The sequence below is a fragment of the Muricoccus harenae genome, from assembly GCF_009848505.1.
Classification (GTDB): domain Bacteria; phylum Pseudomonadota; class Alphaproteobacteria; order Acetobacterales; family Acetobacteraceae; genus Roseomonas; species Roseomonas harenae.
This window is the reverse complement of record NZ_WWDL01000076.1, coordinates 1,638-4,375: the sequence shown is the minus strand read 5'-3', so window position 1 is coordinate 4,375 and position 2,738 is coordinate 1,638. Positions and strand designations below refer to the sequence as shown.

Sequence of the window (2,738 nt, the reverse complement as noted above, 5' to 3'; positions counted from 1 at the left end):
TTCGATCGGGCGATTAGGACCGCTCAGCTACGTCCGTTACCGGACTTCCACCTGCGGCCTATCAACGTGATGGTCTATCACGGCCCTTGGGGAGACCTCGTCTTGAGGCTGGTTTCCCGCTTAGATGCCTTCAGCGGTTATCCGTTCCGCACTTGGCTACCCGGCGATGCCACTGGCGTGACAACCGGTGCACCAGAGGTGCGTCCATCCCGGTCCTCTCGTACTAGGGACAGATCCTCTCAAGTCTCCAACACCCATGGCAGATAGGGACCGAACTGTCTCACGACGTTCTAAACCCAGCTCACGTACCGCTTTAATCGGCGAACAGCCGAACCCTTGGGACCTGCTCCAGCCCCGGGATGCGATGAGCCGACATCGAGGTGCCAAACCTCCCCGTCGATGTGGACTCTTGGGGGAGATCAGCCTGTTATCCCTAGAGTACCTTTTATCCGTTGAGCGATGGCCCTTCCACGCGGGACCACCGGATCACTAAGGCCGACTTTCGTCTCTGCTCGCGCTGTCGCGCTCGCAGTCAGGCGGGCTTGTGCCTTTGCACTCAACAGCCGATGTCCGACCGGCCTGAGCCCACCATCGCGCGCCTCCGTTACACTTTGGGAGGCGACCGCCCCAGTCAAACTGCCCACCAGGCAGGGTCCTGGCCCCGGCTAACGGGGCTCAGTTAGACGCCAGAAAGGCACAGGGTGGTATTTCAAGGTTGCCTCCACCAAGGCTAGCGCCCCGGCTTCATCGGCTCCCACCTATCCTACACAGTCCCTTCCTGGCGCCACTGCCAAGCTGCAGTAAAGGTTCATAGGGTCTTTCCGTCTGACCACGGGTACCCCGCATCTTCACGGGGAATTCAATTTCGCTGAGCCCATGCTGGAGACAGTGGGGAGGTCGTTACGCCATTCGTGCAGGTCGGAACTTACCCGACAAGGAATTTCGCTACCTTAGGACCGTTATAGTTACGGCCGCCGTTTACCGGGGCTTCAGTTCGGAGCTCTCACTCCTCCCTTTAACCTTCCGGCACCGGGCAGGCGTCAGACCCTATACGTCATCTCTCGATTTCGCAGAGCCCTGTGTTTTTACTAAACAGTCGCCACCCCCTGGTCTGTGCCACCCCACAACGCTTGCGCGCCATGGGGTCTCGCTTATCCCGAAGTTACGCGAGCAATTTGCCTAGTTCCTTCAGCATGGTTCTCTCAAGCGCCTCGGTATACTCAACCAGTCCACCTGTGTCGGTTTCGGGTACGGTCCATAATCCCAGTGCTATTTCCCGGACCAATCCACCTGCCCCCTCAATCCGATAAGAGGGAACCGCGCTTCATGGTCGTCACATCTGGGGGGCCAGGGAATATTCACCCTGTTTCCATCGGCTACGGCTGTCGCCCTCGCCTTAGGGGCCGGCTCACCCTGCGCGGATTGGCCTTGCGCAGGAACCCTTGGACTTTCGGCGAGAGGGGTTCTCACCCTCTTTGTCGCTACTCATGTCCGCATTCGCACTTCCCATACCTCCAGGACCCCTCACAGGTATCCCTTCACAGGCCTAGGGAACGCTCCGCTACCGCGCATCCTAAGATGCACCCACAGCTTCGGCTCGTGGCTTGAGCCCCGTTACATTTTCGCCGCAGAACAGCTATTAGACCAGTGAGCTATTACGCTTTCTTTAAAGGATGGCTGCTTCTAAGCCAACCTCCTGGTTGTTTTGGCCGTCCCACATGCTTTCCCACTTAGCCACGAATTAGGGGCCTTAGCTGGTGGTCTGGGCTGTTTCCCTCTCGACAATGGACCTTAGCACCCACTGTCTGTCTCCCACCCTGTACTCGCCGGCATTCGGAGTTCGGTAGGGTTTGGTAGGGCTTTGGGCCCCCCTAGCCCTTCCGGTGCTCTACCTCCGGCGGTAAACGGATGAGGATCTACCTCAATAGATTTCGCGGAGAACCAGCTATTTCCGAGTTTGATTGGCCTTTCACCCCTAGCCACAGCTCATCCCCGACTTTTTCAACAGGCGTGGGTTCGGCCCTCCAGTGCGTGTTACCGCACCTTCAGCCTGGCCATGGCTAGATCACTCGGTTTCGGGTCTCATGCCGGCAACTCAAGCGCCCTTGTCAGACTCGCTTTCGCTGCGCCTACACCTCACGGCTTAAGCTTGCTGCCAACACGAACTCGCGGACCCATTATACAAAAGGTACGCCGTCACCCCACAATGAGGGCTCCGACTGCTTGTAAGCGCTCGGTTTCAGGTCTCTTTCACTCCCCTTGTCGGGGTGCTTTTCACCTTTCCCTCACGGTACTTGTGCACTATCGGTCGCCAAGGAGTATTTAGGCTTGGAGGGTGGTCCCCCCATGTTCAGACAGGGTTTCACGTGCCCCGCCTTACTCAAGGATCACACAGAGCACTACGCCTACGGGGCTATCACCCGCTGCGGCAGACCTTTCCAGATCCTTCGGCTTCTCTCCATGCAACCACTGGCCTACTCCGCTTTCGCTCGCCACTACTCGCGGAATCTCTGTTGATGTCTTTTCCTCCAGGTACTGAGATGTTTCAGTTCCCCGGGTTCGCCTCCCTGACCTATGTATTCAGCCAGGGATCTCCATAAAGGAGGGGTTTCCCCATTCGGACATCTGCGGATCAACGATCGCTCGCATCTCCCCGCAGCTTATCGCAGCGTGCCACGTCCTTCATCGCCTCTTGGCGCCAAGGCATCCACCGAACGCCCTTTATTCACTCAAACTTC

1 rRNA gene is annotated in these 2,738 nt (G+C 58.0%); it reads right to left on the bottom strand.

Features of this window, described 5'->3' with window-relative positions:
* Positions 1 to 2,726 (bottom strand): 23S ribosomal RNA (locus GSE44_RS24850).
* Between the last annotated feature and the right edge of the window lie 12 nt (positions 2,727 to 2,738).